The organism is Shewanella sp. NKUCC06_TVS (assembly GCF_019345515.1).
Lineage (GTDB): Bacteria > Pseudomonadota > Gammaproteobacteria > Enterobacterales > Shewanellaceae > Shewanella > Shewanella oncorhynchi.
On the sequence record NZ_JAHKQX010000003.1, the window covers coordinates 302,611 to 327,765 of the forward strand.

General features: G+C 44.1%; 22 protein-coding genes. 12 read left to right on the top strand and 10 right to left on the bottom strand.

Annotation, left to right across the window (positions count from 1 at the left end):
* The first annotated feature begins 90 nt into the window (after positions 1–90).
* On the top strand, positions 91–1,341 hold the full coding sequence (locus KO531_RS05205) for a uracil-xanthine permease family protein (protein WP_028760316.1): 1,251 nt from the start codon (positions 91–93) through the stop codon (positions 1,339–1,341).
* A 161-nt stretch (positions 1,342–1,502) separates the two neighbouring features.
* Here the strand turns inward: KO531_RS05205 and grxD are convergent, their stop codons facing one another.
* Positions 1,503–1,835: a Grx4 family monothiol glutaredoxin gene (gene grxD, locus KO531_RS05210; RefSeq protein ID WP_011846572.1), complete on the bottom strand. Its 333-nt coding sequence runs from the start codon at positions 1,833–1,835 to the stop codon at positions 1,503–1,505.
* A 225-nt stretch (positions 1,836–2,060) separates the two neighbouring features.
* Between grxD and sodB the strand changes: the two genes are divergently transcribed.
* From sodB to KO531_RS05230, 4 genes are all read left to right on the top strand, one after another.
* Positions 2,061–2,645, top strand: a complete 585-nt coding sequence (sodB, locus tag KO531_RS05215; protein ID WP_028760317.1) for a superoxide dismutase [Fe] — start codon at positions 2,061–2,063, stop codon at positions 2,643–2,645.
* Between the two features lie 286 nt (positions 2,646–2,931).
* The gene (locus KO531_RS05220; protein WP_131523897.1) at positions 2,932–4,866 is read left to right on the top strand and encodes a PrkA family serine protein kinase; all 1,935 of its coding nucleotides are present in this window, start codon (positions 2,932–2,934) and stop codon (positions 4,864–4,866) included.
* Positions 4,867–4,932: 66 nt separating this feature from the next.
* Complete coding sequence (locus tag KO531_RS05225; protein WP_219250546.1) at positions 4,933–6,201, top strand: YeaH/YhbH family protein; 1,269 nt, start codon at positions 4,933–4,935, stop codon at positions 6,199–6,201.
* Positions 6,202–6,210: 9 nt separating this feature from the next.
* Entirely contained in the window at positions 6,211–7,737 is a 1,527-nt protein-coding gene (locus KO531_RS05230; protein WP_173496550.1) for a SpoVR family protein, read from the top strand.
* 84 nt (positions 7,738–7,821) lie between these two features.
* Here KO531_RS05230 and fadR read toward each other — a convergent pair whose 3' ends face one another.
* Positions 7,822–8,538, bottom strand: coding sequence for a fatty acid metabolism transcriptional regulator FadR (gene fadR / locus KO531_RS05235; protein ID WP_028760321.1), 717 nt, complete (start codon positions 8,536–8,538; stop codon positions 7,822–7,824).
* Positions 8,539–8,839: 301 nt separating this feature from the next.
* On the opposite strand from fadR, the gene nhaB reads away from it, so the two are divergent.
* The 3 genes from nhaB (at position 8,840) to KO531_RS05250 (ending at position 13,849) form a co-directional block, all read left to right on the top strand.
* Positions 8,840–10,441, top strand: a complete 1,602-nt coding sequence (nhaB, locus tag KO531_RS05240; protein WP_028760322.1) for a sodium/proton antiporter NhaB — start codon at positions 8,840–8,842, stop codon at positions 10,439–10,441.
* Positions 10,442–10,530: 89 nt separating this feature from the next.
* A complete protein-coding gene (dsbB, locus tag KO531_RS05245) occupies positions 10,531–11,058 on the top strand; it encodes a disulfide bond formation protein DsbB (RefSeq protein WP_028760323.1) in 528 nt (175 codons plus the stop codon).
* A gap of 160 nt (positions 11,059–11,218) precedes the next feature.
* Positions 11,219–13,849, top strand: coding sequence for a PAS domain-containing protein (locus KO531_RS05250; RefSeq protein ID WP_219250547.1), 2,631 nt, complete (start codon positions 11,219–11,221; stop codon positions 13,847–13,849).
* An 11-nt stretch (positions 13,850–13,860) separates the two neighbouring features.
* Here KO531_RS05250 and KO531_RS05255 read toward each other — a convergent pair whose 3' ends face one another.
* From KO531_RS05255 to KO531_RS05290, 8 genes are all read right to left on the bottom strand, one after another.
* Positions 13,861–14,223, bottom strand: a complete 363-nt coding sequence (locus KO531_RS05255; RefSeq protein ID WP_028760325.1) for an STAS/SEC14 domain-containing protein — start codon at positions 14,221–14,223, stop codon at positions 13,861–13,863.
* A 422-nt stretch (positions 14,224–14,645) separates the two neighbouring features.
* Positions 14,646–15,002 (bottom strand): DUF3802 family protein, encoded by a 357-nt coding sequence (locus tag KO531_RS05260; RefSeq protein WP_028760326.1) that lies wholly within the window; start codon positions 15,000–15,002, stop codon positions 14,646–14,648.
* 176 nt (positions 15,003–15,178) lie between these two features.
* On the bottom strand, positions 15,179–15,754 hold the full coding sequence (locus tag KO531_RS05265; protein ID WP_028760327.1) for a YceI family protein: 576 nt from the start codon (positions 15,752–15,754) through the stop codon (positions 15,179–15,181).
* A 155-nt stretch (positions 15,755–15,909) separates the two neighbouring features.
* Positions 15,910–16,362 carry a YaiI/YqxD family protein gene (locus KO531_RS05270; RefSeq protein WP_006081277.1) on the bottom strand — a complete coding sequence of 151 codons (453 nt, stop codon included), beginning with the start codon at positions 16,360–16,362 and terminating at the stop codon, positions 15,910–15,912.
* Between the two features lie 68 nt (positions 16,363–16,430).
* Positions 16,431–17,069 (bottom strand): pyridoxamine 5'-phosphate oxidase, encoded by a 639-nt coding sequence (pdxH, locus tag KO531_RS05275; RefSeq protein ID WP_131523902.1) that lies wholly within the window; start codon positions 17,067–17,069, stop codon positions 16,431–16,433.
* Positions 17,070–17,097: 28 nt separating this feature from the next.
* Positions 17,098–18,039: an adenosylmethionine decarboxylase gene (locus KO531_RS05280; protein WP_219250561.1), complete on the bottom strand. Its 942-nt coding sequence runs from the start codon at positions 18,037–18,039 to the stop codon at positions 17,098–17,100.
* A gap of 159 nt (positions 18,040–18,198) precedes the next feature.
* Positions 18,199–20,112, bottom strand: a complete 1,914-nt coding sequence (gene speA / locus KO531_RS05285) for a biosynthetic arginine decarboxylase (RefSeq protein ID WP_028760330.1) — start codon at positions 20,110–20,112, stop codon at positions 18,199–18,201.
* 487 nt (positions 20,113–20,599) lie between these two features.
* A complete protein-coding gene (locus KO531_RS05290) occupies positions 20,600–20,752 on the bottom strand; it encodes a hypothetical protein (protein ID WP_011846564.1) in 153 nt (50 codons plus the stop codon).
* Between the two features lie 597 nt (positions 20,753–21,349).
* Here KO531_RS05290 and KO531_RS05295 point away from each other — a divergent pair.
* From KO531_RS05295 to KO531_RS05310, 4 genes are all read left to right on the top strand, one after another.
* Positions 21,350–22,192: a S1-like domain-containing RNA-binding protein gene (locus KO531_RS05295; RefSeq protein ID WP_105252833.1), complete on the top strand. Its 843-nt coding sequence runs from the start codon at positions 21,350–21,352 to the stop codon at positions 22,190–22,192.
* Between the two features lie 133 nt (positions 22,193–22,325).
* Positions 22,326–22,997 carry a DUF480 domain-containing protein gene (locus tag KO531_RS05300; RefSeq protein ID WP_219250548.1) on the top strand — a complete coding sequence of 224 codons (672 nt, stop codon included), beginning with the start codon at positions 22,326–22,328 and terminating at the stop codon, positions 22,995–22,997.
* 174 nt (positions 22,998–23,171) lie between these two features.
* Positions 23,172–24,002: an ABC transporter permease subunit gene (locus KO531_RS05305; protein WP_113938767.1), complete on the top strand. Its 831-nt coding sequence runs from the start codon at positions 23,172–23,174 to the stop codon at positions 24,000–24,002.
* The gene (locus KO531_RS05310) at positions 23,999–24,910 is read left to right on the top strand and encodes an ABC transporter ATP-binding protein (protein WP_219250549.1); all 912 of its coding nucleotides are present in this window, start codon (positions 23,999–24,001) and stop codon (positions 24,908–24,910) included. The genes KO531_RS05305 and KO531_RS05310 overlap by 4 nt, the downstream gene beginning before the upstream one ends.
* Positions 24,911–25,155: the final 245 nt, after the last annotated feature.

Consider the following 25,155-nt stretch of genomic DNA (forward strand, 5'->3'; position numbering starts at 1 on the left):
AACGTCGGCAAAACAGGCGATTTTCTCCTGCTCAAAATCCAACAAACTGTTATCATTTGGCGGTTTACCCTAAATTAACGAGAATAATAAATGAGACGACTCGCTATCCCCCTACAGGGCGCGCAAATGCTATTTGTGGCCTTCGGTGCCCTAGTACTAATGCCGCTACTTACAGGGCTCGACACCAGTGTGGCATTGTTTACCGCAGGTATCGGTACCCTACTCTTCCAATTGATTACTAAACGCCAAGTGCCTATCTTCCTCGCATCTTCCTTCGCCTTTATTGCCCCCATACTTTATGGCGTGCAGACTTGGGGAATTCCATCCACAATGGGCGGCATTATGGCCGCGGGCGTGGTCTACGTCATGCTCGGCGCCTTGGTTAAAGTGCGCGGTACTGACTTTATTCACAGACTATTGCCCCCAGTCGTAGTGGGACCCGTGATCATTATTATCGGCCTTGGCTTAGCCCCCGTTGCGGTGAATATGGCATTAGGCAAGAGTGGTGATGGTAGCTTGACTTTAGTCGCTACAAATACGGCGTTATTTATTTCGCTCGCATCGCTTGGTACCACTATCGCAGTGGCGATTTTCGCAAAGGGTCTACTCAAAGTGATGCCGATTTTAGCAGGTATTATAGTAGGTTACAGCTTAAGCCTAGCCTTTGGTATTGTTGATTTTGCAGTCGTGACTGCCGCAAGTTGGATTGCTATTCCTAAATTTGTCGCGCCAGAATTAAACTGGTATGCCATCGCATTTATGATCCCAGTGGCAATCGCCCCTGCGGTAGAACACATAGGTGATATTCTGGCGATATCCAACGTCACGGGTAAAGATTTTATGAAAAAACCCGGCCTGCATCGCACGCTAACGGGTGACGGGATTGCCACAATTGCAGCCGCAGCCTTTGGTGGTCCACCGAACACGACTTACTCAGAAGTGACAGGTGCAGTAACCTTAACCCGAAATTTTGATCCTAAGATCATGACTTGGACTGCCATTACCGCCATCACTTTAGCCTTCGTTGGCAAACTAGGTGCGCTGATGCAAACTATCCCCGTCCCAGTGATGGGCGGTATTATGTGTTTGCTATTTGGTTCCATTGCCGCAGTTGGCCTCAACACCCTTATTCGTAATCATGTGGATTTATCTGAGCCACGTAATTTAAGTATTGTCGGTGTTACCTTAGTCTTTGGTATCGGCGGCATGGCATTTGGCATAGGTTCATTCAGTCTGACTGGTATTAGCTTGTGCGGTATTGTCGCTATTACCATGAACTTACTATTACCCGCGACTAAGCCACACAATAAACACCACGAGTCTGATGTGACGCCTCATTAATTACGGCTTGAAGACACGATCAATTTCGAAGTAGGTCGTTGAAAAATGACCACTTTATAAAATTGATCGTTTCTTAAGAAACCACCATAAAAAAGCCGCCGTGATATCAATCACGGCGGCTTTTTTATGAAGCAATATTTTTATGAAGTAAGAATTAACTCTTACTCTTCAGTCTTGATCTTAGCGGCAGCCGCTTTGATCAAAGGTTGTAATTCGCCTTTTTGGAACATGTCCACTACGATATCACACCCACCGATCAACTCGCCTTCAATCCACAATTGTGGAAAAGTCGGCCAGTTAGCAAACTTAGGTAATTCTGCGCGAATGTCTGGATGCTGAAGAATATCCACGAATGCAAACTGCTCGCCGCAGTTAATCATGATCTGAGCTACCTGTGACGAGAAGCCACAGCTTGGTAACTTAGGAGAGCCTTTCATATAAACAATGATAGGGTTTTCCGTGATCTGCTGCTTAATTTTCTCTACTGTTTCCATTTTGATTCCTAAGTAGGATGACGTTGACTCAATGCGACTATTGTACGTCAGCTAGACGCAGAACAAAATCCCACAGTTTGTAAGGTTATGTCGACATTTGATTTTTCGATGGCGTCTATCTAGTCAATTAGCTAAACAATGATTCACATCACAAATTTTATCGGTACAATAGTCCTAAGTGAGCACGTTTAAGAAACGATAACCTAAGACCATGGAGAGATACTAATGGCTTTCGAATTACCCGCATTACCATATGCAAAGAACGCACTAGAACCACACATTTCTCAAGAAACCATAGAATACCACTACGGCAAGCACCACAACACTTATGTTGTGAAGCTAAACGGCTTAATCGAAGGAACTGATTTCGCTGGTAAATCTTTAGAAGATATCATCAAAACTTCTACGGGTGGCGTATTTAACAACGCAGCTCAAGTGTGGAACCACACTTTCTACTGGAACTGCTTAGCCCCTAATGCTGGCGGCGAACCAACAGGCCCAGTTGCTGATGCAATCAATGCCGCTTTCGGTTCATTCGACGCATTCAAAGCGCAATTTACTGATTCAGCAGTAAACAACTTCGGTAGCGCTTGGACATGGTTAGTGAAAAAAGCCGATGGCACTCTTGCTATCGTTAACACTAGCAATGCAGCGACGCCACTGACTGACAGCACAGTAACACCAATCATGACAGTTGACGTGTGGGAACACGCTTACTACATCGATTACCGTAACGTGCGTCCTGACTATCTTGCCCACTTCTGGCAATTAGTTAACTGGGACTTCGTTAACCAAAACTTCGCAGGTTAATTCATTTAACCTAACGTTGTTTACTGCCGAATGAGCAGTGGGTTAATCCCAGTAAAAAGAGCCCTAGTGGCTCTTTTTTTATGCCCCTCGTTTGCCGCCCATCCCTTATCCTACCGATTTATCCTCCGCTAACTACAAGTGCAATAATTGCGTTTGCAACTATTTGTTATTGTTTTTATTTGATATTTTTTTGACACAGATAGTGAGTTTGTGTCTAAGATTAGAGTAGGAGGCTGGCTAGCCAGTTATCCGTTCCATGACATCACTGGCGTTTCAGGGGGTTTATATGGGCATTTTCGAGCATTACCAAAAGCGCTACGAACAAAAACTCGATGAAGAATATTCTTTGCAGGAGTTTCTGGACATCTGCAAGGGAGATCGCAGCGCTTACATGTCAGCATCAGAGCGACTACTGCTTGCAATTGGTGAAGCAGAAGTCATTGATACCGCAAAAAATCCAACACTTAGCCGTATTTTTTCGAATCGACTTATTTCACGCTATCCCGCATTTAAAGATTTCTTCGGCATGGAAGACGCCATAGAGCAAATTGTGGCTTACCTAAAGCACTCGGCTCAAGGATTAGAAGAATCCAAACAAATTCTATACCTACTGGGCCCAGTGGGCGGCGGTAAGTCATCACTCGCCGAAAAACTCAAAGCCCTAATGCAAAAAGTGCCCATTTACATTCTGAGCGCGAATGGAGTCCGCAGCCCAGTCAACGATCACCCCTTCTGCCTGTTTGATGTGGAAGAAGATGGACAGCTGTTAAAAGATGAATTCAACATTCCCAACCGTTATCTGAAAACTATCATGTCGCCTTGGGCGGTAAAACGTCTGCATGAGTTTGGTGGCGATATCTCCAAATTTCGCGTGGTAAAAGTCTTTCCATCCATTCTGGACCAAGTGGCAATAGCGAAAACTGAACCTGGTGATGAAAACAACCAAGATATTTCGTCCCTTGTCGGTAAAGTCGATATTCGGCAACTCGAACATTTCTCCCAAGATGATCCCGATGCTTACGCCTATTCAGGCGCATTGTGCCGTGCAAACCAAGGGGTGATGGAATTCGTCGAGATGTTTAAGGCACCCATTAAAGTGCTGCATCCACTACTGACTGCGACGCAAGAAGGTAACTATAACGGCACAGAAGGCTTATCGGCCTTGCCCTATAGCGGGATTATTCTGGCTCACTCAAACGAGTCCGAGTGGTCAACCTTCAAAAACAACAAAAACAACGAAGCCTTCCTCGACCGTGTTTACATAGTCAAAGTGCCCTACTGTTTACGGGTCTCAGAAGAGCTGCAAATCTATCAAAAACTGCTAATCAACTCTGAGTTATCGAAAGCGCCCTGCGCTCCCGGCACCTTAGAAACCTTAGCGCAATTTAGTGTGTTGTCACGCATCAAGCCGCCTGAAAACTCCTCCATCTACTCTAAGATGCGGGTATATGACGGTGAAAGCCTGAAAGATACCGATCCTAAGGCTAAGTCTTACCAAGAATACCGTGATTACGCAGGTGTCGATGAAGGCATGAATGGACTATCCACCCGTTTCGCCTTTAAGATTTTGTCGCGGGTATTTAACTTCGACCATTCAGAGATCGCCGCCAACCCAGTACATTTATTCTATGTCCTCGAACGACAAATTGAACAAGAACAGTTCCCCGGCGATACCGCCGAACGTTATCTTGAATTCCTAAAAGGTTATTTGATCCCTAAATATGTGGAGTTTATCGGTAAAGAGATTCAAACCGCTTACTTAGAGTCTTACTCTGAATACGGCCAAAATATCTTCGACCGCTATGTTACCTACGCCGATTTTTGGATCCAAGATCAAGAATACCGCGATCCAGAAACAGGTCAGCTATTCGACCGCGCCGCCCTCAATGCTGAACTTGAAAAGATTGAGAAGCCCGCGGGGATCAGCAATCCTAAAGATTTCCGTAATGAAATCGTTAACTTTGTGCTGCGCGCCCGCGCGAACCATGAGGGTAACAATCCGCTCTGGACCAGCTACGAGAAACTTCGCACTGTGATCGAGAAGAAAATGTTCTCCAACACAGAAGATTTACTGCCTGTTATTTCCTTTAACGCCAAAACGTCGAACGACGATCAACGCAAACACGATGATTTCGTCAATCGCATGATGGAGAAAGGCTATACCAAAAAACAAGTCCGACTCTTGTCTGAGTGGTATTTACGAGTTCGTAAATCTTCTTAAACTTGCGCTAACTAAGTACAGGGCTTTGGTGTTGCCAAAGCCTTCGCTGGGTTTTGGGAGGTGCGTATGGCGAACTTTATCGATAGACGGTTGAATGCGAAAGGAAAAAGCACAGTCAACCGCCAACGCTTTATCAATAGATATAAGCAACAAATTAAAAAAGCCGTCAGCGATGCAGTGACTCGTCGCAGCGTAACGGATGTAGATAAAGGCGAAAAAATCAGTATCCCAACACGGGATATCAGTGAACCTATGTTTCACCAAGGCAAAGGCGGCGTCAGGGACAGAGTGCATCCCGGTAATGACCAATTTACCCGTGGCGATAAAATTGACCGACCACCTGGTGGTTCAGGCGGCGGTTCGGGCAAAGGCGAGGCCTCAAACTCGGGTGAAGGCGACGATGACTTTGTGTTCGAAATCTCTAAAGACGAGTATCTAGAGTTATTGTTTGAGGACTTAGAACTCCCCAATCTACAAAAAAATCGCCTCAATAAACTGGTGGAATACCAAATTTACCGTGCTGGGTTCACCAATGATGGCGTCCCCGCTAACATCAATATTGTCCGTTCATTACGTTCATCCCTTGCTCGTCGCATTGCGATGTCGGCCAGTAAAAAGAAACTATTAAAAGAGTTAGAACAAGAACTTGCTGAACTGGAAAATATTCCAGGCACTAGGGCTGAGTTGATTTTGGATTTAAAAGCCCAAATTGAGGAGTTAAAACAAAAGATTGCCAGAGTGCCGTTTATCGATACCTTCGATCTACGCTTTAATAACTATTCCAAAAGGGAAATCCCTTCTAGTCAAGCTGTGATGTTCTGTTTAATGGATGTGTCTGGTTCTATGGATCAGGCAACTAAAGATATGGCAAAACGCTTCTATATCTTGCTGTATCTGTTCCTCACCCGTACCTATAAAAATTTAGAAGTGGTTTACATTCGCCACCATACCCAAGCCAAAGAAGTCGATGAACACGAGTTCTTTTACTCCCAAGAAACGGGCGGCACCATAGTGTCCAGTGCATTGAAATTAATGCATGAAATTCAACAAGCCCGCTACCCCGCCGATGAGTGGAATATTTACGCAGCCCAAGCATCCGACGGTGATAACTGGGCCGACGATTCACCTACCTGTAGGCAATTGTTAGAACAAAAAATATTGCCACTGGTGCGCTACTACAGCTATATCGAAATCACCAATCGGGCCCATCAAACCCTGTGGCGCGAATATGAATCCCTACAACAGCATTACGACAACATCGCCGTGCAGCATATACGTCAAGCCGAAGATATTTACCCTGTCTTTAGGGAGCTATTCAAGAAACAAGCGGTTTAAGGGGGCACTATGGGGATAACTAAATCAACATCTTGGACACCACTGAGCGATGGTCCCGACTGGAGCTTCGAGCTACTTCAGGACTACCTCAAGGAAATTGAGCGGGTGGCAGCGCTCTATAAACTCAGCACTTACCCAAATCAAATTGAAGTCATCACAGCAGAACAGATGATGGATGCGTATGCTGGCATAGGTATGCCCATAGGTTACACCCATTGGTCTTTCGGCAAACGTTTTATCGAAACCGAGCAAGGTTACAAACGTGGCCAAATGGGGCTCGCCTATGAAATTGTGATTAACTCTAACCCCTGTATCGCTTACTTAATGGAAGAAAATACCATCACAATGCAGGCGCTGGTGATAGCTCACGCCTGTTTCGGACATAACAGCTTTTTTAAAAACAATTACTTATTTAAGACATGGACAGATGCGAGCTCGATTATTGACTACCTTGTCTTTGCTAAAAACTACATCAGTGACTGCGAGCAAAAATACGGTGTAGAACAAGTCGAAAGCGTCATAGACTCCTGTCATGCGCTAATGAACTATGGTGTCGATCGTTATAAACGTCCCTCTGAAATCTCATTCAGGGAAGAACAAGCAAGACAAAAGGATCGCGAGGCTTACCTTCAAAGCCAAGTAAATGATTTATGGCGCACGATTCCGACCCATCAACATGAGCAGTCTCAATCTAAAAAACGTCGTTTCCCCGCCGAACCGCAGGAAAATATTTTATATTTCATCGAGAAAAACGCTCCTTTGCTTGAACCATGGCAAAGGGAAATAATCCGTATTGTGCGTAAAATGGCGCAATATTTTTATCCGCAAAAACAAACTCAAGTGATGAATGAAGGCTGGGCAACCTTCTGGCATTACACTATCTTGAATCACTTGTACGACGATGGCGTGGTCACTGACCGCTTCATGATCGAGTTTTTGCAAAGCCATACAGGCGTTGTGGCTCAACCCGATTACAACAGTCGTTATTACAGTGGCATCAACCCATATGCTTTAGGTTTTGCCATGTTCACCGATATTCGGCGTATTTGTGAAAATCCAACCGATGAAGATAAAGCTTGGTTTCCCGACATTGCCGGCAGTAATTGGATAGAAACATTGCATTTTGCGATGCAAAACTTTAAAGATGAAAGTTTTATAAGCCAATATCTCTCACCTAAAGTTATCCGCCAATTTAAATTGTTTGGTATCCATGATGATGAGAAACGCAATTATCTTTCGGTATCCGCAATCCACGATGAACGGGGCTATCAAGATATTCGCCAGTTACTATCACAACAATATAACCTGTCTAATATTGAGCCGAATATCCAAGTACATAATGTAGAAATCAACGGTGATCGATCCTTAACCTTACATTATGTGCCAAATAACGATATTCCCTTAGCCAACAGCCATAAAGAAGTATTAAAGCATTTACATCGATTATGGGGTTTCACTGTCACCTTAGAGCAAAAAAATGCAGATGCGAGTATTAGCGTCTTAGCATCCTGCCCTGAAGCCAATAAACCAGAATAATAAGCACAATAAAAAGGCCGTTTCCAATTGAAACGGCCTTTTTGTTTATTTAGCGCTATCTTAACGCGATATCACTCACAGAGTTTAATGATCTTGAGCAATAGAAGCCGGCATATCTTCGCGTAATTGTAACCACATCTTACCGCTATTCATGCCATAGGTACGCATTAGCGCAGAGACATCGAGGTAATTTTTCGCCTGAGCCAACAGTTCTAATTCTTTGTAAAAGTTCAATGCTAATAAACGCGCATCTGAGCTGGTAAAGTAATAACGACCAACTCGACTATACAAACCTTTAAATCCGTTTAATATCAAAACGTAAAGTGGATTTCCTGACGAAAACGCTAAGGTGTGATGCAGTAAGTAGTCAAATTCAGCATAGGATTCAGCCGTATCTTCAAGCTGGTGTATCTTTGCAAGTACCTCCACAGCGGTATCCGGGTTATAACGCAAAGCACCGCGAAAATAGATAGCACTGACGTTCGTTCTAGCTGACAAGAGTTGGTCAACCAATACCGGAAAACCCTCGGGATTCAAATCAGCAATAGTCTCAAGAATGTTTAAGCCTGAGGTTTCCCAAAAGTTGTTAACCCGTGTTGGTTTGCCATGCTGAATTTTCAACCAACCGTCACGCGCCAAGCGCTGTAGCACCTCACGCAAAGTGGTGCGAGTCACACCAATCAATTCTGAAAGCTCACGTTCAGCCGGTAAAATGGACCCTGGAGGAAATTTGTTTTCCCAAATTGATCTCACAATATACTTCTCTGCAAAACTTGCAGGTCCTTTGGCATTGATAATCATCAGCCCACTTATCCAGTTGTTGTGCGTCGTAATGGTCACTGATCATACCAGAGCGGTAAAAAATGGAAACCATTCACTTAAAATCACTGTGTTATCGCCGTGTAAATGTCACAGAATCGTTCAAAAAAACGACCAAGGTCAATACAGGATGGGCCAATTTTGCCGCTTAGCTCCGCTTTTTGAAATGTCGGTATCAGTAACTCATTACATTAGCTTTCTCTTTAGGCTAGACTCATTTAACTAACGCAGGTATTGATAATAATCACGTGCAATTTTTAACATAATTAGAAGAGAGGCTGCCATGCCGGCGACAATGAGTCAGGCGTTTATTGGGAACTTCTTAGGAAATTCTCCTAAGTGGTACAAAACCGCAATACTGTCATTTTTAATTATCAATCCAATACTCTTTTTCTATGTCGACCCCTTTGTGGCTGGTTGGGTATTGGTGCTTGAATTTATTTTTACCTTAGCAATGGCATTAAAATGCTATCCATTACAGCCCGGCGGATTATTGGCAATTGAAGCCGTCGCGATCGGAATGACATCGGCAAGCCAAGTCTTACATGAAATAGAAGCCAACCTCGAAGTATTATTACTCTTGGTATTTATGGTCGCTGGTATATATTTCATGAAGCAATTGCTGCTATTTGGCTTCACGAAAATCATTACTAAAGTGCGCTCTAAAATTTTAGTGTCATTAATGTTTTGTTTGGCTTCAGCCTTTTTATCAGCCTTCTTAGATGCGTTAACGGTTATTGCCGTCATTATCGCGGTCGCTGTGGGTTTCTATTCTATTTACCACAAGGTCGCTTCTGGAAAAGATTTCGGCGCTGATCACGATCATACCTCTGAAGGTAAAAATGATGATGGTGAAGATCAGTTAAACGAAGAAGAACTCAGTGCATTCCGTGGTTTCCTACGTAATCTGTTAATGCATGCGGGTGTAGGTACTGCGCTGGGCGGCGTGTGTACTATGGTGGGTGAACCACAAAACCTTATTATCGCCGCGCAAGCAAATTGGCAATTTGGTGAATTCGCCGTGCGTATGTCACCCGTTACTGTTCCTGTATTAATCTCGGGTATCTTAACTTGTTACTTAGTTGAAAAATTTGGCATTTTTGGTTATGGCGCTAAGTTGCCAACAGCTGTTCATCGGATCTTATGTGAATATGCCGCCCATGAAGATGCGCGCCGTACCAATAAAGACAACATGAAGTTAATCGTCCAAGCCTTAGTGGGTGTCTGGTTGATCGCAGGACTTGCATTGCACTTGGCTTCAGTGGGCCTAATTGGTCTTTCTGTGATTATTTTAACCACAGCCTTTAACGGCGTTACCGATGAGCATGCCCTCGGTAAAGCTTTCGAAGAAGCACTGCCTTTTACCGCGTTATTAGCTGTCTTCTTTGCGGTTGTTGGCGTGATTATCGACCAGCACTTATTCGCACCAGTGATCCAATGGGCACTGAGTTATCAAGGCAATACTCAGTTGGTGATTTTCTATATTGCCAACGGATTACTGTCTATGGTGAGTGATAACGTGTTCGTCGGCACTGTGTACATTAACGAAGTGAAAGCGGCATTGATTAACGGTCAAATCAGCCGTGATCAATTCGACTTGCTGGCCGTTGCGATTAATACTGGAACTAATTTACCTTCGGTTGCCACGCCCAATGGTCAAGCGGCGTTCTTGTTCCTACTAACCTCAGCCCTAGCACCACTTATCCGCTTATCCTATGGCAGAATGGTATGGATGGCATTACCTTACACTATCGTGCTGTCTATTGTAGGTGTCATGGCGATTCAAACGGGTTTCTTAGAACAAGCTACCCAATATTTCTATGATTCCCAGATAATCATCCATCACAGCGCGAGTGAAGTTTTAGAGCCGATGACTGGACATTAATCTTCTTTATTGACTGAACTTTATTTAATAAGTAGAGTCCAAAAAACGCCCCATGTCTGAGGGCGTTTTTTGTTGATATGGAGCTCACTTTGACTGTAATGACTCGCTTTGCCCATTCCCGTTCATCTTGGTTTATTCTCGCAGGCACAGCCCTTGGGTTAGAAGCAGCCGCCCTGTATTTTCAATATGTCATGAAACTAGAACCCTGTGTCATGTGTATTTACCAAAGACTCGCTATTTTTGGTTTATTGGCAGCAGGTCTCATTGGCATGACAGCACCCAAATATCGAATCGTCAGGATCTTAGCTGCCGTGCTCTGGGCCATCAGTGCAACTTGGGGATTAAAACTAGCCTTATCGCTCGTAGATATGCAAGCCAACCCATCCCCTTTTTCAACCTGTTCATTCTTACCTGAATTTCCAGCTTGGATGCCATTACACGAATGGTTCCCTGCCGTTATGATGCCTACTGGCATGTGTACTGATGTACCTTGGGTCTTTATGGGTGTAACGATGCCCGAATGGATGGTAGTGGCTTTCAGTGGCTTCTTAGTCGCTTGGTTACTCTTTATTGTGCCTGTCCTAAGTGGTTCAAATAAACCGTCTCTTTATAAATAACGAGTTTGAGATAAGGCAGGCATAAAACCTGCCTTTTTATTGACGATTATATTCCACTTATCCTATTCAATCCTCGCAACTTAAACATATGCCAATAGCAAAACAGTGAGAAAGCGCTACACTGGCTCAATGAAAAGTGGTGATTTGGAAACTGGGGATTATGGGAAAAAGTTCGACATCTGAGCCACACACGCCATTAACCCAATGGCAAAACAGTTTGCCATTCAAATTTAGCCTTATTCAGCTCGTCATTGCCGCTATTTTGATTTGTAGTACAGCTTGGGTGATGCTGAGCATTCAACGCCAACAAGTTCTTGATCAGCAAGCCGTGTTAAACCAAAACTATGGCCAGTTGATTATCGCCAAACTGCAAGAAATGACTTCACAGGTTGAAACCGTAGTCGACTCTATTTCCAGTATTGCCAAACTTTACCGCTATGATCATGAGCAACTGGTGAAAACCATTCCCACGTTGCTGAAGCTCGATAGTCAACAACGCATCATCTCTGGTGGCGGCGTCTGGCCGGAACCCGGCGCGTTTAATCAGCAAAAATTTCGAGATAGCCTGTTTTGGGCACACAATGTAAACGATGAATTAGTCACCATTGATTCCTATAACAAAGACACGTTCCCAAGCTACCACACCGAAGAATGGTATCGCCCGACGCGCTATTTTCCTGCAGGTAAAATTTTCTGGTCAAAATCTTATTTCGATCCGACAACCCATGAGTCAATGATCACAGCCTCAGGCGCTATGTGGATGGACCATCAGTTTATTGGTGCCGCCACTGTGGATATCAGTTTAGAAAAGCTCAATGTGCTATTACGCAATACTATGATTAATGTCAGAGGCTATGTCATAGCCTTAGATCATCAAAACCAAGTACTCGCCTATCCAGATGCCAATAACTATCTTAAGCATCAAACCAATACCAATCATTCTTTCGTCACCTTCAATCATCTCGCCAGCCAACAGCCAGATTTCAGCCCCGTCGAAGTCGCATTACAGAGTGCAGATAAAGCCTTTATAGAAGCGGCGATTGCCGAGCGCGTTTTTACCCAAGAACAGATGCAGCATCTAACGAGACTAAGTCATCAAAATGAGCGTGACATGTTAGCGGCCATCGTAAATAACAATGCTTTAAATCATTTTACTGCCCCGAAATTACTGACGTCGGTAACTTTGGCCCATGATCCAATCCTTAAAACGGCATCCCTCGTTTCGGTATTTCTCATGCCAAATACCTATTGGAAGGTACTTGTCGTCACCCCAATTTCACCGCTGCAGGATACCGCTAAACATTTAATCGAAAAGGTCGGCGTTTATTTAGTCTGTATTCAACTATTAGGCTTAATTCTATTATTCTTACTCCAGCACCGACTATTTATCACCCCCATTATTGAAATCGTCCAAGCCTTAAAACGTAATGATTCCGCCTCTATCGAACTCAAAGCCAATAACAGCCATGACGAAATTGGCTTATTGGCAAAAACATTCCTGTCGCGTACTCGACAGCTTGAAGTGGCAATGGCGAGCTTAGATGCGAGTAACCTGGCACTAGAACAGCAATTGCAGAGCCAAAACCTGTTTCAACTGGAGTTAAAGCGCCATAAAGAACAATTGAGGGCTTTACTTAAATTTTCTCAAAATCTCATCTATATCAAAGATCTTCACGGTAAATATATTCTCGTCAATGACAAATATTGTGAAATCTTAGGTATAGAACGCAGACGCATTATTGGCACCTCTGATTTTGAGATATTTCCCAGCCAATTTGCCCACGAGTATCAACAAAATGATCGACGCGTTCTGCATAATCATGAAGCCATAAACTTCGAAGAAGCTATTCCATCGCCCCTAGGCAATCTTATTTATATCGTGACTAAATTTAAGATCAAAGATGATGACGATACCGTTATTGCAGTCGGTGCTATCGCCTTTGATATCACCTTACAAAAAATTAAAGAGCAAGAACAAGAAAAGTTACTTTTAGGGCAAGTCGAGGCGCTTAATCACCTACAAGAACAAGTTCGCCTCAGTAATCAACATAACCATGAACTCCATCTGCTCCAAGACAAATCAACCCAATTACTTGAGAAGCATCAGCAACTCAATCTCAGTCGTGAACAAAGCCAACAGCTAATGCAAAATTTTCTAGCTGAAATGATGACGCAAATTATGCATGAGCAAGATCAGCTACTCGCCAAAGTGTGCCAACTTCAGCCAATAGATAATGCTAACGACCAAAATCAGATCACCGAAATCATGGTGACTCAGGCAGATAAATTGCGACATATTGCCCAGTTATTAACGAATCATCAAAACGATATTCGGCCACTGCATCTCGCACAATTTATGCGTCATCTTTTAGGGTTGCTAAAGGTACAGTTAGCTAAAACAAATGTGGAAATAGCGTTAAATTGTGAAGAAAATATCATTATTGATGGCCCTTCTTGGCAATATTTGCAGCTGTTTTATCGTCTAATCACCAACACGTTGAATCATGCATTTAAAGCTCACAATGAACAGCGTGAAATAACCATTAATATCGACAAGTCGAGCGAAGAGTTACACATCAGTATTATCGATAATGGGATAGGTATGACAGAGCCGCAACTCGCACAATTACGGCAAGAACTAGCGCAAGAACTCTGCCTTGGAACGCTGACCTGTATAAATCTGTGGCTTAAAAATGATCTCAATGGCAGCCTTAGCATCAGTAGCCACTTGAACCAAGGCACACACATTCAATGTCGTTGGCCACTGAGTACAGATTTAGAACCGCAATAAACAAAGGTGCGTTATTGATCTAACCATGCCTTGGCTTGGCTATGTTCATCGGCGGTAAATACCTTTACCGGACATGGCAGCATGCAGGCTAGCGCATTAACCATAGCATTTGTTTGAGTGGCATTAGCAATCATCACGACCCTTGAAAAATCACTTAAATGAAATAAACCTAATACCGCATCATCCCACAGGGCCCCAACGGATATACCTTCAAATTCAGGGGAAAACTCGTACCAAAGGCGAATACTGGCGTGGTCTTGCAGCTTGGCTTCTATGGCGGGAACCAAATAGCCTTCAACATCCCCATGGTTAACACGGCCAGATGCGACCACAGCCAATATATCATCAGCATGACCCGAAGAAATCGTTAGCATTGAACACTCCTTATCAATACATGAAGGGAAAAATAGTTAAAGCTCATACACTAAAGATACACAGACAATGACATAAATGCGGGAAAGATGGGCTTTTATTTTAAGCTAACACCATTTTATACATACACATCAGTGATGCAAATAACGTCAAAAGGAGCTAATCCACAGCGATAACTCGCATAACCCAGCAACAAAACTTAGTCGCAGAACTCGATGAAAAATGGTGACCATACGAAATAACATGAAGTGAAGCAAAGAGCAGATATTTACCTCACACTCAAGGCTACGACTGCTCGAGCTTAACAATAAGAGTGAGGAAACACATGGTACTCAAACGATGGTGATTTACGCTGCTAAAAAATAGTATTAGTCATGACTTACCTAAAATCATGCATTAATAAATAATCTAATTGCTATTCTGACTAAGCACTCACTTGAAGTTTAGCGATTTCTTGATCGAACAAATTCTTAATCAAACTAGAAAACTCGGTAATAAATAAAGTCTGTGCGGGAGTCGCTTTATGGTTGGCAACTGAAGCTAAAATTTCTTCTAAATCATACACAATTGCATCCACTTCACGGATAATCACATTACGTTGCGTAAAAGACAACGATGGATTTTGGCCACACACCATAATGATCTGTGCCGACAATTGCTCTTCAAATAATTCCATCACAGTATCGTCTGAAACTACCTCTGAACCTGGTGTTTCAAATAAGCCAAGATGTTCAGTTAAATACTGGACCAAATGCATGTAACCATCTTTATCTGTGACCATTTTTTACCCTTTAAACTCATTAACTTAATATCTATTGTGATGCTATTAATAGCACATCAGAAAATATCAAAGAAGCCAAAAGCTCGGCTTCTTATCAAGATCTAGCATACGCCACTTATTTAACTCTAGCCTATCTTCGATAACAGACGTATTGATCTATACCAATCTTATTGAAGTTACTGAGTTAAGGTTAGTACAAATGACACAGGAACAGCTTGACTAATGCTCGATAAACCCGCAATTTCACGTAATTTATCAATCCCAGCCACAAGATCAAACTCATTGGCATTAACAATTACCGGTTGAAAACTGTTCACTAAAAGTTTGTTATCAGAAACTTTAGTGATAATCACCGAAAAAGCCTTAGTTTGCGATTTGCCGTGTAACGCAATTTTTCCATCAATATCAAAAACTTTACTCTCACCGACGCCAAGATTTTTTAGTATCTTAGGGTCTACTTGTGATGACAGTTTAAGCTCTGGATACAAAGACACTTCAAACAACAAATTTTGCATCCGCTCATCGCGGACATCAATACCCGTTGCCACACCGATTAGTGGAATTGTTAATTCAAATTGACCGTTATCTTTTAGCGTACCTTTGAGTTGTTTAAAGTGATGGACTTCACCTATATCACCTTTCTTTACCGAAATAAAACTGACTCGCGAATCTTGTTCCATCACTTGCCATTGCGCGGCACAGCTAAAACTGGCCATAGCAGATAAGGCGACAATTCCCATCCATTTTTTCATCGTATCCGTCCTTAAATAGTGAGTTTAAAAGCCATGTCGTAAAGAAAATCGACATCCGCAACAGGCTAAAATCCTGCCCAGTTAAACGTGATCAACATCACCTAACTTAAGCTAAAGATACTCTGTTTATCCATTAGCGACCAGTAAACTATGATTCATACGCGCACTAACCATTTATCTAAGCTATTGGCAAAAGCCTGTTTATCTGCTTGAGAAAACGAATCAGGCCCGCCGGTGTGCACGCCAGAACCGCGCAAATCCTCCATAAAATCGCGCATCGTCAGCTTTTGTTTTATGTTATCGACGGTATAAAGCTCGCCACGGGGATTGAGCGCCAAGGCGCCCTTTTCAATGATTAAAGCCGCTAAGGGAATATCCGCGGTGATCACTAAATGCGTCGGTTCCACATGATCGACAATATATTGATCGGCCACATCAAATCCCGCACCGACTCGAATTTGGCTGATATAGGGAGATGGCGGTACGCGGATCATTTGATTAGCCACCAGCACCAGCGGCAGGGCTTTGCGCTCCGCCGCCCGGAACAGGATTTCTTTGATAGGATTGGGACACGCGTCCGCATCAACCCAAATTTTATAATCACTCAATGTCTTTTAACTCTGTTGTTAGGTTCACAAGCTCAGTTTTATGCCAAGCTATCGAACTATGCACCGTACTAAGGCGCTAAACGATCGATTTCCCACTCTGCATCATGGCGAGAATAAATAAAACGATCATGCAGCCTGTGTTCTCCACCCTGCCAAAATTCGATACTCGAAGGTCTCACTAAGTAACCGCCCCAAAAACTGGGTAAAGGCACATCGCCCTTGGCGAACTTTGCTTTCATTTCGAAGAATTTGCCTTCAAGTACTTGTCTAGCGCTGAGTTTACTCGACTGCTGCGATACCCAAGCCGCAATTTGGCTGTCCTTAGGACGGGTCATAAAGTATTTAAGCACTTCAGCGGTGGACAGTGCCTGCGCTTCACCGAGCACCGATACTTGACGCTCTAGAGGATGCCAAGGAAAATGCAAACTGACTTTATTATTAGCAGCAATTTGCTGTGCTTTGCGGCTGCCAAGGTTAGTAAAAAATACGAAACCTGTGTCATCAAAACGCTTAAGTAATACTATACGTTGAAAAGGTTGGCCGTGCTCATCCACCGTCGCCACACACATAGCGGTGGGATCGCTAAGCTCTGCATCCCTCGCCTGCGTCATCCACAGTTCAAACAAATCCATCGGGTTTTGCGGTAAGTCGGCACGTCTTAAGCCGCCTTTGGCATACTCGCGGCGGATATCACTGAGATCTGTCATAGGGTTTCCTTAAGCAAACGCCAAAAATTCACATGAGTTCAGGGATCAGCACTTCAGCCTGAAGCTGCTGATAGTGGCTAAAACCAATGTCATAACCTTGCTCGGTCGTTAATGAACACCGCCCTAAGCATAAATGGGCAGGAAATCCCTGCGTTGAGTCGTCGGTATTAAAGCGGATTGTGTCCCAACTGACAGGAGCAAACAAGGTTAATAGACGCGCTAATAGATCTTGCGGATACTGCGCTAAATCCAGATTCGTTTCAAAGCTCACATAGGAGCTAGCGCACGCATTCTCGCTTTGAGGCGTAATATGCAAAGTAACATAATATTTGCCCCAAAGACCGTTCATCGAAAAGCCTGACGGATCAAATAAATGGGCGTCAATCTCAAATTCAGGGAGTAAATCGTTAAGCTCGAGTGCGGCGCAAATCTCATCTTTACTCTGCGAGCCGCCATTAAGATAGTCGGCAAATTCGCCACGAATGTGGTACATCAACAGCTCACTGGTTTGATCATCATTTGGTGCTCGATAATCACTGTCAGAGCAGAAAAAATAGTGATGATGGCTGTCGAGATGGCCTACTCGAAAGGCTTTACCGGTGATACGTTGGCGCAATTTGCCAATATCCTCGGCAAAGCTCGTGGTTTGCAGATGAGCTTGGTATTCGTTTTTACGCTGATAACTCACCAATGCCATGGCAGGCACGCCAAGCGCGCCGATAAAGTAACAAGCGGCGTCCACTAAGGTACTGTTACCACAGGTGAGCATGACAAATCTGTCGTGCCATACAAACAAGCTGGATTCACTCAACAGATAGGCATCACAGTCCGCATTACTTAACTGCGACAGTATCTCGGCGTGGGCACAGTTGACTAAGGCAGACCAAAAACTCACATCGAGTTCGCGTAAATTCGGCGCAGACGCCGTCACGATAATCTCGAGTTTTTTTTCTGAACCTTCAAAAAACATCAACCCTTTGACCTCATGATCGTCACTCATCCTTTACTTGATCCTAGAACAACGCGATTTTACACGACTAAAACGGCAATAAAAGCGAAAAATCTGTCCTTATAAAAACAAAAATCAGCCGAGGTTACCCAAGGCTGATTTATTTTAACACGCTATAAATTAAGAAAAATCTTCTAAATAGGTATAGCCTTTCAGCCCTAGTTGCAATTCTTCTAAAATTTGTGCGCGTTCACCTTCGGCGATATGCAGATTCACTAACTCTTCATAAGTGCGCATAAAGGCCACCGCATCTAAGTTAACGTAACGCAATACGTCAGCAACCGTGTCACCCGCCAATACCGATTCGATGTTAGTCACACCATTATCTTCGATGCGAACCACTGCTGAGTTTGTATCACCAAACAGGTTATGCATATCACCCAAGATTTCTTGGTATGCACCCACAAGGAAGAAACCAATCAGGTACGGGCTATCCGCACTCCATGCTGGCACTGGCAGCGTGGTTTCAATCCCTTGACCATCAACGTATTGATCGACAATACCGTCAGAGTCACAGGTGATATCGAGCATGACAGCACGGCGTTCAGGGGCTTTATCTAGGCCCGATAACGGCAATACTGGGAACACTTGGTCAATACCCCAAGCATCCGGTAATGACTGGAATAATGAGAAGTTAACAAAGAACTTATCGGCTAACTTTTCATTGAGTTCATCAATGATAGGTCTGTGATAACGGTTTTTCGCACTCAATAGCCCTTGCACTTCATGACACACGCGCAGGTTAGCTTGCTCAGCCCACGCACGCTCCGCTAAGGTCAATTGACCTAAAGCGAATAGCGAATGCGCTTCTTGTAAGTCACTTTGGCTATCGTGGTAAATCTCAATCAAAGCACGTTGATCGGCGCGACCGCTGATCTCAGACCATGAATGCCACATGTTATGCAATAACTGTGGTGAATCTTCCGCTGGCGGTTGAATATCTTCAGGCTGATAGGCTTCAGTACCGATAACATCGGTAATAAGCACAGCATGGTGCGCCGTTAAGTAACGACCAGACTCTGAAATAATACGTGGCATAGGTTGCTCGTATTCATTACAGATGTCAGTCAATACGTTAACTATGTTGTTGGCGTATTCGGTCAGGCCATAGTTCATCGAGTTATTACTTTGGCTACGAGTGCCATCGTAATCCACCGCTAAACCACCACCGACGTCGAAGCAGTTAACGCTTGCGCCTAATTCACGTAATTCACAGTAGAAACGACCCGCTTCACTCACACCTTGGCGAATATCACGGATATTAGCGATTTGCGAACCTAAGTGGAAATGCAGCAATTGCAGCGAATCCAGCATATCGTGTTGCTTAAGTTGCTCTACAACCAGCAAAATTTGCGCAGCAGATAAACCGAACTTAGATTTCTCACCGCCGCTCGCCTGCCACTTGCCTTTGCCTTGGAACGCTAAACGTGCACGTAGACCTAAACGCGGTGTCACACCCAGACGTTTAGATTCAGCTAACACCATTTTCAGTTCAGACAGTTTTTCTAAAACGATGTAAACCTTGTGGCCTAACTTTTCACCAATCAGTGCTAAACGTATATATTCATTATCTTTATAACCATTACATACAATGACTGAACTGGCTTTTTGCGCCATGGCTAACACAGCCATCAGCTCAGGCTTACTGCCTGCTTCTAAACCCAGTTGTGGTACTTCTTTTGATGCCTGACTCGCCAGGATCTCTTCCACCACAGTTTGCTGTTGGTTTACTTTAATCGGGTAAACCAGCAAATAGTCCGCCTGATACTCGTACTTCTGTATCGCTTGGTCGAATGCTTGGCACAAACTGTTCACTCTGTGGTGCAGGATCTGCGGAAAACGAACTAGTACAGGTAAAGCGACTCCCGCCTTAACCATGTCTTTGGCTAGCTCATTTAAGCCAATCTTGTAATCAGGATTTTTGGGGTCCGGTGACACAGTCACCTCACCTTGATCGCTAATCCCATAAAAACCTTGGCTCCAGTGAGTAACATTGTACCCAGCACGAGCATCATCAATAGACCAATCATTCATTATTATTTAGCCCGTCTATTAAAAAATGGGTTAAACGGTTATGGCTTAATAGCACAACCGCCCGTTCGACAAACCCAGGCAAAGGGACACCTTACCTGACATACACGAAGGTAGATTTTACCTTCTCCTTAATGCCGCAACGTCACGCTAGTGTAAGTGACATTGCTGCGATTTTCATTAATAGCGCAAGAGACAACGCATCTTAGCGCAATACATCGTATCATATTGAAGGGAAAGCTTATTCCCTTACCTCAGTAAAGCTATCTTTACTTGCCTCGCTTGCATTTATCCTCAGGCTAAAGGGCACAAATACCGCCAAAAAGCCAAATAAGATCCTGAGTCGCATCCTTAAAACATCAAGCTAATAAGTAGCTTAAAGACGTTTGAAAGAGGTTAAGACCTTCAGAAACCGATAACACAAGTAGAAAACGAAAACCGATAACACTGAACTAGCGAAAACGCCAAACCAGCTTATCGCTAGGCAAGATTATTTTAACAGGGGACTATTGGCTTCTTCGCGGCCAGAATTGATGCGGATCAACGTGAGATGCTTAAGGCCAGTATCATCGTATGGTACGACAATCGAGCGTTGGCATTGTGACACTTTTAGGCAAAGTGCAAAAAATGGATGCTTGTGCATTAGCTAATAAAAACCCTCTTAACCCCATGTAAATCGATATGTTGTCAATTACACGGTTAATGACTGGTGAACCATAAAACCTTTATTACTCACGTAATATTTGTAATGTCTGCAACGAGCGGAATCGTTGAACGGCGCAATTAAACCGCGCAATGTCACAGAATGCAAGCAAGAATCTCATTTAATCTTTTGCATTAAAATATAATAAACACTTGCTTAACAACCACCCGCCACCCATTGGTTTTAAATAGAGTAATATTAGTTAGTTAACCCATAAACGTCGTACAAGTCTGTTCAATATTTTTTATATCACCTTTGTCACTTTTATTGACATTTACCCCTGCAAATATCCCTGATTTTTGTGTGTCACTCAAGTGATACACATTTGCCAACATTAAGCAAAGCCAAACAACCAATATCACAGCGCCAAACCCGCCACAAATCAGTGGTTCCTCCGAGACACAATGCGTGGTTAAGCCTGCGCTGAGTGACGGCTCACACATGCTAAGATAAAGCTCAAAGACAATAATGCTGCAGTTTCAGCACCGAAGTGTATAATCGCAACCGAATCACATTCCATTATGCACAGAGAGATCCATGGTACAGATAGGTAAAACCTGCAAACTTGAGGTTGTAAAACAAGTCAGCTTTGGCGTGTATTTAAACGCCCACGAATTAGGGCAAGTACTGCTGCCAAACAAAGTCACCCCAAAAGACTGCCAAGTCGGTGATCTGCTTGACGTGTTTCTGTATCTAGATTCTGAAGATATCGTGATTGCTACCACTCGCCGTCCATTGGCACAGGTAGGCGAATTTGCCTATTTAAAAGCCGTTGCAACCGGCCCTTATGGCGCCTTTTTAGACTGGGGCTTAGATAAAGATTTATTACTGCCCTTCGGTGAGCAACATAAGCCTATCGAAGAAGGCCGCTCATATCTGGTCTATGTACACGCCAACCGCGCCGATGAACGCATCATGGCCTCATCAAAAATCGATAAGTTCCTCGATAAGACTGAGCCAGACTACACAGTGGGTGAGCAGGTCGATTTATACATCGGCGGCACCACAGATTTAGGCTACAAAGCCATTATTAATCATGCCCATTGGGGCGTGATTTACGAAAACGAAGTGTTCCAAAAACTGCGTTTCGGCCAAAGACTCAAAGGTTTCATCAAACAAGTGCGCCGCGACGGCAAAATCGATCTTGTGCTGCAACAAGGCAGTAAACAAGAGTTAGATAAGCACGCCCACATTATCCTGATCAAACTCAAACAGGCTGGCGGCTTCTTAGCCCTGACCGATAAAACCGATGCTGAAATCATTTACGATCAGCTTGGTATGAGTAAAAAAGCCTTCAAAAAAGCCATAGGTGGCTTATTTAAGAATGGCCAACTGAGCATAGATAATGATGGTCTGCGTTTAACTGAAACAGCAGAATAATCAACTCTATTCAGGACTTAGCGTTAAAATTGTACAGTTTACCGCCACTAAGGCAAAGTTTGACTGACAACTCCTAGGATATTAAGCATGGCTCTGTTATAAACAAAGCCATGCTTTTTTCTTTGGAGCTTATATGGAACTCACGTTACACGAAGCCAGAGTCATCGGATGCCTGCTTGAGAAAGAAATCACCACCCCTGAGCAATATCCACTCTCGCTAAACTCTTTGACCTTAGCCTGCAATCAAAAAACCAGCCGCGAGCCGGTACTCGAACTCAGCGAAACCCAAGTGCAAATCGCCGTTGATTCCCTAAATCGGAAACGTTTGATCAGCGAACAGTCGGGATTCGGCAGCCGCGTCGTTAAATACAAACACAGGTTCTGCAATACCGAATTCAGCGAACTTCAACTGTCCCCCGCCGCACTCGCCATCGTCTGTTTGTTGCTATTACGTGGCCCACAAACACCGGGAGAACTACGGACCCGCAGCAATCGCCTACACGAATTTAAAGACGTGATCGACGTGGAAGATTGCATCCGCCAATTAATGAGCCGTGAAAAGCCCTTCTTAAAACAATTACCCAGAGAAGCTGGTCGCCGTGAATCCCGTTATGTGGAATTATTCTCTGCAGCGTCATCGCACGAAAGTGCTAGTCAATCCCATAGCACAAGCCATACCTTAGCCCATGTCGCTTTGTCTGTAGACGCAGAGCCGCTTGAATTAGTGAACAGAGTGACAGAGCTTGAACAACAAGTCGCCGAACTGACGCAAAAGCTCGATGAATTAATCGCCTCATTGAGCTAATTAGCGATAGATAATGACTGATAAATACCGATGGATAATAAGTGCTATGTGGGCAACATGGCACTTATGGACCAATCCACTGTCTACCCAAGGGTGAGAAACTGAACCGCACCAACATAGTCGCGCCAAGCACCATAGCCCCTGAACCTAGCGCAAAAAGAATAGAGACAGCACATGACCAATAATCCACCCAGCAGTTTCAACAACATGTTTATTATCGCCATGTTTGAACTGCGCAAATTTTTATTTAATACCCGCGGGATCATCGCCTTGGTCGCCTTTGGTTTAGTTTGGGGTGTACTTCTGCTTTACCCCATTCAAAGTGCATCGGCCATGTTATTGCAGCCCAATGTAAAAGATATCATCGACAGCTTATTTGGTGCCAATACCCTCAATGTGCTCTTTGAGTGGCCCGTGGCTGAAATGGCGGTATTTTGGTGTTTTGCGCTGTATTTGTTTCCACTGTTCAGTATTCTTATCGCCGCCGATCAGTTCTCATCGGATAAAACCCGCGGCACGCTGCGCTTTTTAACCATACGCACTAGCCGTGACAGCTTATTGTTCGGCCGTTTTCTCGGCCAAATTCTGATCCAAGGTTTACTGATCCTATTAACGATTATCGCCACTGTCGCCCTCGCGCTCAGCCGCGACAGCCAACTGTTTTTATCTGCGTTAACGTCTGGCGCCTTAGTGGGCCTTAACCTCATCATAGTGATCTTGCCCTACACGGCTGTGATGACTTTATTGTCCCTGTATGCGCGCACGGCACGCCAAGCTATGGTGTTTGCCACCATTTTATGGACAGTGATTTCCATCACTATCGTGGTGTTAGCGAATCAATCTAGCCTACTAGCACAACTCCAGTGGGTATTACCCGGTGCTCAACTGTCGGACATGCTCAATACCAATGGACTCAATAGCTTAGTCTATGCCCCTATTCCACTGTTACAAACCGCTGTGGCCCTCTTGCTCGGCAGAATTTATATGCAAAGGAGCTCGCTATGAGTCTGATCCAATGCCAAGGGCTGTCGAAGCTTTACGGCAGCAAAAAGGCGCTGAATGATGTGAGTTTCAGTCTTGAAGCGGGTGCCCCCATCGCCCTTGTCGGTCCCAATGGCGCGGGTAAAACCACGCTTTTTAGCCTGTTATGCGGCTATTTATCACCCAGCTCAGGAACCATAACCCTACTCGGTGAAGCCCCCAATAGCCCTAAACTCTTAGGCAAGATTGCCGCTTTACCCCAAGATGCAGTACTCGATCCCAACTTGACGATTGTCAGTCAGTTAATATTTTTCGCTCGCCTGCAGGGCATGAACGTGGAGCAAGCAAAGCAAGAGGCACTGCGCGTGTTGGCCTTGGTCGATCTAATTGATGTTGCCGAACAAAAACCGCCTAGCCTTAGCCACGGTATGAGTAAACGTGTATCGATTGCGCAGGCGCTGATTGGCTCGCCAGAATTAGTATTATTAGATGAACCGACGGCGGGACTCGACCCTGCCAATGCAAAAAAAGTCCGTGAACTGGTCAAAGCCTTATCGCCCACCACAACTTTTATGATCAGCTCGCATAATCTCGATGAGCTCGAAAAGCTGTGCGATCAAGTGTTGTATTTAGATAAAGGCCAACTGAGCCAAGCTGTGTCAATGCATGCGTCGACCGACAGCGATTACCTGACGTTAACCATGCAAAATTGTGAGAGCGATGCACTGCAAGCGGAAGTGGCAAAACTGGCGGGAGTGGTGAACATCAGCTCAAAACAAAGCAATGTGTTTATTATCCAGCTAGACACAAATACAGAAAAAGCGCACAACAGTGATATTGAGATGCGCCTATTCGCCCTCTTCAATCAGCATCAATGGCAATACAAGATGCTGCTGAAAGGTCGCACTCTGGAAGAAACACTCTTTTCATAGGCAAGCGTTAAAAGGGATTTCTCATCACCCAACGGTTGAATAGTGTTCAATCCATAGCCTAAGCGCAATACGCCTTGCGCTTAGGCCTTTTAACTAAGGTTTTAAACTAAGGCTTTCAATAAGCCTTTAAATTAAGTCAGTCACTTCGCCCAGTAAAATCAGCCCACCACTCAATCCGACAAACTTGTACTTACTTTAGCAACACACAATCACCAAAAGCTTCACAAGCCTGTCAATAAAACACC

What these genes read in the sequence shown, in the direction of transcription:
- KO531_RS05205 (WP_028760316.1), top strand. Translation starts at nt 91, where the DNA reads ATGAGACGACTCGCTATCCCCCTACAGGGCGCGCAAATGCTATTTGTG.
- grxD (WP_011846572.1), bottom strand. Translation starts at nt 1,835, where the DNA reads ATGGAAACAGTAGAGAAAATTAAGCAGCAGATCACGGAAAACCCTATC.
- sodB (WP_028760317.1), top strand. Translation starts at nt 2,061, where the DNA reads ATGGCTTTCGAATTACCCGCATTACCATATGCAAAGAACGCACTAGAA.
- KO531_RS05220 (WP_131523897.1), top strand. Translation starts at nt 2,932, where the DNA reads ATGGGCATTTTCGAGCATTACCAAAAGCGCTACGAACAAAAACTCGAT.
- KO531_RS05225 (WP_219250546.1), top strand. Translation starts at nt 4,933, where the DNA reads ATGGCGAACTTTATCGATAGACGGTTGAATGCGAAAGGAAAAAGCACA.
- KO531_RS05230 (WP_173496550.1), top strand. Translation starts at nt 6,211, where the DNA reads ATGGGGATAACTAAATCAACATCTTGGACACCACTGAGCGATGGTCCC.
- fadR (WP_028760321.1), bottom strand. Translation starts at nt 8,538, where the DNA reads ATGATTATCAATGCCAAAGGACCTGCAAGTTTTGCAGAGAAGTATATT.
- nhaB (WP_028760322.1), top strand. Translation starts at nt 8,840, where the DNA reads ATGCCGGCGACAATGAGTCAGGCGTTTATTGGGAACTTCTTAGGAAAT.
- KO531_RS05250 (WP_219250547.1), top strand. Translation starts at nt 11,219, where the DNA reads ATGGGAAAAAGTTCGACATCTGAGCCACACACGCCATTAACCCAATGG.
- KO531_RS05255 (WP_028760325.1), bottom strand. Translation starts at nt 14,223, where the DNA reads ATGCTAACGATTTCTTCGGGTCATGCTGATGATATATTGGCTGTGGTC.
- KO531_RS05260 (WP_028760326.1), bottom strand. Translation starts at nt 15,002, where the DNA reads ATGGTCACAGATAAAGATGGTTACATGCATTTGGTCCAGTATTTAACT.
- KO531_RS05265 (WP_028760327.1), bottom strand. Translation starts at nt 15,754, where the DNA reads ATGAAAAAATGGATGGGAATTGTCGCCTTATCTGCTATGGCCAGTTTT.
- pdxH (WP_131523902.1), bottom strand. Translation starts at nt 17,069, where the DNA reads ATGACAGATCTCAGTGATATCCGCCGCGAGTATGCCAAAGGCGGCTTA.
- KO531_RS05280 (WP_219250561.1), bottom strand. Translation starts at nt 18,039, where the DNA reads ATGTTTTTTGAAGGTTCAGAAAAAAAACTCGAGATTATCGTGACGGCG.
- speA (WP_028760330.1), bottom strand. Translation starts at nt 20,112, where the DNA reads ATGAATGATTGGTCTATTGATGATGCTCGTGCTGGGTACAATGTTACT.
- KO531_RS05290 (WP_011846564.1), bottom strand. Translation starts at nt 20,752, where the DNA reads ATGCACAAGCATCCATTTTTTGCACTTTGCCTAAAAGTGTCACAATGC.
- KO531_RS05295 (WP_105252833.1), top strand. Translation starts at nt 21,350, where the DNA reads ATGGTACAGATAGGTAAAACCTGCAAACTTGAGGTTGTAAAACAAGTC.
- KO531_RS05300 (WP_219250548.1), top strand. Translation starts at nt 22,326, where the DNA reads ATGGAACTCACGTTACACGAAGCCAGAGTCATCGGATGCCTGCTTGAG.
- KO531_RS05305 (WP_113938767.1), top strand. Translation starts at nt 23,172, where the DNA reads ATGACCAATAATCCACCCAGCAGTTTCAACAACATGTTTATTATCGCC.
- KO531_RS05310 (WP_219250549.1), top strand. Translation starts at nt 23,999, where the DNA reads ATGAGTCTGATCCAATGCCAAGGGCTGTCGAAGCTTTACGGCAGCAAA.